Annotated in this window: 6 protein-coding genes; 5 read left to right on the forward strand and 1 reads right to left on the reverse strand. The window is 67.0% G+C overall.

Features of this window, described 5'->3' with window-relative positions:
• From ACTHJR_RS05365 to ACTHJR_RS05375, 3 genes are all read left to right on the forward strand, one after another.
• On the forward strand, positions 1-975 hold a 975-nt coding region (locus ACTHJR_RS05365; protein ID WP_440522094.1), incomplete at its 5' end, for a helicase-related protein.
• Between the two features lie 225 nt (positions 976-1,200).
• Positions 1,201-1,659, forward strand: a complete 459-nt coding sequence (locus tag ACTHJR_RS05370; RefSeq protein ID WP_440522095.1) for a YaiI/YqxD family protein — start codon at positions 1,201-1,203, stop codon at positions 1,657-1,659.
• Between the two features lie 159 nt (positions 1,660-1,818).
• Complete coding sequence (locus ACTHJR_RS05375) at positions 1,819-2,076, forward strand: hypothetical protein (RefSeq protein ID WP_440522096.1); 258 nt, start codon at positions 1,819-1,821, stop codon at positions 2,074-2,076.
• A gap of 146 nt (positions 2,077-2,222) precedes the next feature.
• Here ACTHJR_RS05375 and ACTHJR_RS05380 read toward each other — a convergent pair whose 3' ends face one another.
• On the reverse strand, positions 2,223-2,717 hold the full coding sequence (locus ACTHJR_RS05380; RefSeq protein WP_440522097.1) for a DinB family protein: 495 nt from the start codon (positions 2,715-2,717) through the stop codon (positions 2,223-2,225).
• A 127-nt stretch (positions 2,718-2,844) separates the two neighbouring features.
• Between ACTHJR_RS05380 and ACTHJR_RS05385 the strand changes: the two genes are divergently transcribed.
• Both ACTHJR_RS05385 and ACTHJR_RS05390 read left to right on the forward strand, forming a co-directional pair.
• Positions 2,845-3,453, forward strand: a complete 609-nt coding sequence (locus ACTHJR_RS05385) for a TetR/AcrR family transcriptional regulator (protein ID WP_440522098.1) — start codon at positions 2,845-2,847, stop codon at positions 3,451-3,453.
• 194 nt (positions 3,454-3,647) lie between these two features.
• On the forward strand, positions 3,648-4,790 hold a 1,143-nt coding region (locus tag ACTHJR_RS05390; RefSeq protein WP_440522099.1), incomplete at its 3' end, for an NAD(P)/FAD-dependent oxidoreductase.

Consider the following 4,790-nt stretch of genomic DNA (forward strand, 5'->3'; position numbering starts at 1 on the left):
AGCCTGTCGGAGCGCGGCTTCGCGGCGGTGGCGCTGTCGGGCGAGCATAGCCAGAACGAGCGCAACCAGGCGCTTCAGGCGCTGCGCGACCGTCGCGCGCGGGTCTGCGTCGCGACCGACGTCGCGGCGCGCGGCATCGACTTGCCGACGCTCAGCCTCGTCGTGCATGTCGAGATGCCGCGCGACGCCGAGACCTTGCAGCACCGCTCGGGCCGCACCGGCCGCGCGGGCAAGAAGGGCACGGCGGTGCTGATCGTTCCTTATCCGCGCCGCAAGCGCGTCGAGATGATGCTGCGCTCGGCGCGCATCGCTGCGGAATGGGTGCCGGTGCCGAGCGCCGACGACATCCGCGCCAAGGATCGCGACCGCCTGATCGAAGCACTGAGCCAGCCGGTCGAGCCCGATCCCGACGATTGGGTGATCGGCGAGGAATTGCTCAAGAACAAGTCGCCGCAGGAGATCGCCGCGGCGCTGGTCCACGCGCATCGCGCCGCGATGCCCGCGCCCGAGGAAATGATCGATCGCGTGCCCGAAGGACCCAAGGCGCATCATCGTCAGGGCTTCGACGATACGGTGTGGTTCCGCATGAACATCGGCCGCCGCCAGAATGCCGACCCGCGCTGGATTCTACCGCTGATCTGCCGTCGCGGTGGGATCACCAAGAACGAGGTCGGCGCGATCCGCATCCAGGCCAACGAGACCGGCTTCCAGATTCCGCGCGCGATCGCGGCACGCTTCGCCCAGGCCGTCGCGAAGAGCGCCGGCGCGGACGGCGAAGACGATAGCGGTGTGCGGATCGAGCCGGTCGACGGCGCCGCCCCCTCTGGCCCGCCCGCGCGCCGGACGCTGCATCGCGCGGCGCCGAGCGGCGACGGTCAGGTTCGCCGTCAGGGGCCGCCGCCGGGGCGAGGCCGCCCGCCGCATGCGCACCGCAAGGGCCCGCGTCCGAACAAGGGACCACGGCCGCAGTCGTAAGCTTTCGCTTCAACCGATAGCTGGGTGTACCGGGGATTTAGGAATGCCTTTTCTCTTTACGCCTCCCCGGCGAAGGCAGGGGCCCAGTTTCGTGCCAGAGAGAGGGCGTCCCGCGATCGAGAATCCGTCGCGATCGGGCCCCGGCCGTCGCCGGGGAAGCGTATTCGGATGCGCTTCAGTACCGTGCTTCGACAAGCTCGGCACGAACGGATTATGGGAAGCTGGATGAACATCCCACCTCCTCGCCGCATCCTGGTCGATGCCGACGCCTGCCCGGTCAAGGATGAGATCTACAAGGTCGCGTGGCGGGTCGAGGTGCCCGTCTGGGTGGTGAGCAACAGCCACCTCCGCGTTCCCGTGCATCCGCTGATCACCCGCATCGTGGTGAGCGACGGTTTCGACGCCGCCGACGACTGGATCGCCGAGAATGCGGGCCCCGGCGCGGTGGTGGTGACCGCCGACATCCTGCTCGCCGACCGCGCGCTCAAGGCCGGCGCGCAGGTCATCGCGCCCACCGGCAAGCCCTTCACCACCAGCTCGATCGGGGCGGCGATCGCGACGCGCGCGATCATGGCCGACCTGCGCGCCGGCGGCGATCAGCTCGGCGGGCCGGCGGCATTCAGCAAGGCCGACCGCTCGCGCTTCCTCCAGGCGCTCGACGCGGCGCTGGTCCGGGCGCGGTAGTTCAGCGCCTCCAGAGCATACGCCTCCCCGGCGAAGGCAGGAGCCCAGCATCGAAGATGTGGAGATGGCATCCCGCCGTCGAGAGGCCATCGCGGCTGGGCCCCGGCCTACGCCGGGGAGGCGTGTTCAATTCATACGAGCGGATCTATTAGAGCTGATATGGACCTCGACGACCAATTCCGCCGCTATTTCGGTACCGCCGATATCGCGGTCCTCTCTCCCGCCGCATTCGAGGCCGGGACCGAGAAGATGCGCGTCGATTTCGGCCTGGAGAAAGACCGCCCGCGCCGATTCGCCTTGTGGACGTTGATGTACATGCTCGGGGTCGCGCCCGATCTCGACGTCGCGTTCAAGGACGAAGCCGACCGCGACGCGGCGCGCACTTTCATGGACATGGCCGAGGCGACAGAGGACTGACCGGCAAGCGGGCTGCACTTCTCCCCTCCCGTTTACGGGAGGGGTCGGGGGAGGGCATGTCGCCAAATCCGCCGCAAAAGGGACAAGCCCTCCCCTAACCCCTCCCGCAAGCGGGAGGGGAATCCGGCTTGCCGACCAACCCGCGCTCACGCTGCCAGCGCCATCGCCTCGAGATAATCGGTCATCGCGTCGCGCGGCCCCGCCACGCCCTTCCTCTGGAACAGGATGCCGGCATTGCCGCGGTGATAGGTGCCGTGCAGGCAGACGTGGAGCAGGATCTCTCCGCACGTCATCCGCATCGAATTGCCGTTGGTATAAGTGAAATCCACTGGCTGATCGAACTCCGCCGCCGACAGCCCGTCGACATGATCGACATACCATGTATCGACCGCGCGCGTGCTCGCCGCGAGAGTCGCGATGTCGGGCAGAACCTCCGATCGCGGTCCCTTCAGGCCGTGCGGCAGGCCCTGGAGATGATGCTGGAAGATGCGGTCGACGGCGTGGATATGGTCGAGGATGCGGGTGACGATATGCGCCTCCTCCGCGTCGAGCCGGTCGAGATTGCCCTCCACCATCTCGTAGAGCCCGCGATCCGCCCATTGCTTCAACCGGATCAGGTTCGAATAGGGCTGTACCGGCATGGGCTTTCCTTTCGGCTTCGGCGCCGCGCGGGGGCGCCACTTGATCGAGCGACCGCGCCAGCACCATATGTGACGGATCGTTCATGTTTTCCATTCGCTTTCCCAAGAGCCTGCGCGAGACGATCAAATGGATGTAAACCCTAGGAAAATCCCGACCCAGCGGCGTGCCAGGGCGACCACCGACGCGATCGTCGAGGCAAGTACTCAGCTTTTGGTCGAAGGCGGTTACGAGCGCTTCACGACCGCGCGCGCGGCCGAGCGAGCGGGCGTCAGCGTCGGGTCGCTCTACCAATATTTCCCCAACAAGGCCGCGCTCGCCGCGGCGGTGATCGACCGTTGCTGCGACGAATTCACCGTCGCGCTCGAACAGGCGCTGGCCGGCCGGCCGCGCATCACGCTCGCCGAATGCATCCGCGCGATCGTCGACGTGATCTTGGTGTCGCACCAGATCGCGCCCGACCTCCACAAGGTCGTGATTGAGCTCGCCCCGCGGATCGGCGTGGCGGACAAGACCGACAGCATGAACCGCCGGATGGCGGAGGGGATCGAAGCGGTGCTGCGCCTGCATGCCGACGAGATCGCGCCAGAGATCGATTTGTCGACCGCGGCGACGATCATCGAGACGTTGCTGGTCGCGCTGTCACACCGCGCGGCGATGGCGGGGCGGCAGGAGCAGAACGATGTGATCGCCAGCGAGACGACGTGCATGATCACACGGTACCTGGCGGCTGGGTGAATAAAACTCCCCTCCCGCTTGCGGGAGGGGTCGGGGGAGGGCATGTCGCCGTTCCCGGGTTCGGAAGAAACACGCCCTCCCCTAACCCCTCCCGTAAACGGGAAGGGATCTCTGCATCGCTTGCGTGGATCGGCTCGCACATCACGATCTACACTGCGATTGGCTCGCGGCCGCCCAGCCACTACAGCACCCCGATGATCCGCCTGAACGACCTGACTCTTCCGCTCGACCATCCGGACGAGGCGCTGCCCGCCGCGATCTGCACGCGGCTCGGCATCGCCCGGGATGAGTTGCTCGGCTTCGAGGTTGCGCGGCGCGGCAACGATGCGCGGCGCAAGAATGCGATCATGTTGGTCTATACGATCGACCTGACCGTCAGCGACGAGGCGGCGGTGCTGGCGCGGTTCGCCGGCGACAGCAATGTCCGTCCCAAGCCCGACACCGACTACAAGTTCGTCACCCGCGCCTCGGGCAAGGGCAAGCGCCCGGTCGTGATCGGCACCGGCCCCTGCGGCCTGCTCGCAGCATTGGTCCTCGCCCAGATGGACTTTCGCCCGATCATCCTCGAACGCGGCCAGGTCGTGCGCCAGCGGACCAAGGACACTTGGGGCCTGTGGCGCAAGAGCGTGCTCAACCCCGAAAGCAACGTCCAGTTCGGCGAGGGAGGCGCCGGCACTTTTTCCGACGGCAAGCTCTACAGCCGGATCAAGGACCGCCGTCACCTCGACCGCAAGGTGCTGACCGAATTCGTCAAGGCCGGCGCGCCCGAGGAAATATTGACCGAGGCGCATCCGCACATCGGCACCTTCCGGCTGGTGACGATGGTCGAAAGCATCCGCGCGACGATCGAGGAATTGGGCGGCGAATACCGCTTCGGCACGCGGGTAGACGGCGTCGACATCGCCACCGATGCGCAGGGCGAGCGCCGCATCCGCGGGCTGCATCTGCACAATGGCGAATATCTCGAGGCCGACCATGTCGTCCTGGCGATCGGCCACAGCGCGCGCGACACGTTCGCGATGTTGCAGGCGGCGGGCGTGTTCGTAGAGGCCAAGCCCTTCTCGATGGGCGTGCGCATCGAGCATCCGCAATCGTGGATCGACAAGGCGCGGTTCGGCAAGTTCGCCGGCAACAGGATCCTCGGCGCGGCCGAATATCACATCTCGCACCACGCCTCGAACGGGCGCACGGTCTATAGCTTCTGCATGTGCCCGGGCGGCACGGTGGTCGCGGCGACGTCCGAGGAAGGCCGCGTCGCGACCAACGGCATGAGCCAATATTCGCGCAACGAGCGCAACGCCAATTCGGGCTTCGTCGTCGCGATCGACCCGGCGCGC

It is taken from the genome of Sphingomonas sp., assembly GCF_051962185.1.
Classification (GTDB): domain Bacteria; phylum Pseudomonadota; class Alphaproteobacteria; order Sphingomonadales; family Sphingomonadaceae; genus Sphingomonas.

What these genes read in the sequence shown, in the direction of transcription:
- ACTHJR_RS05375 (WP_440522096.1), top strand. Translation starts at nt 1,819, where the DNA reads ATGGACCTCGACGACCAATTCCGCCGCTATTTCGGTACCGCCGATATC.
- ACTHJR_RS05370 (WP_440522095.1), top strand. Translation starts at nt 1,201, where the DNA reads ATGAACATCCCACCTCCTCGCCGCATCCTGGTCGATGCCGACGCCTGC.
- ACTHJR_RS05385 (WP_440522098.1), top strand. Translation starts at nt 2,845, where the DNA reads ATGGATGTAAACCCTAGGAAAATCCCGACCCAGCGGCGTGCCAGGGCG.
- ACTHJR_RS05380 (WP_440522097.1), bottom strand. Translation starts at nt 2,717, where the DNA reads ATGCCGGTACAGCCCTATTCGAACCTGATCCGGTTGAAGCAATGGGCG.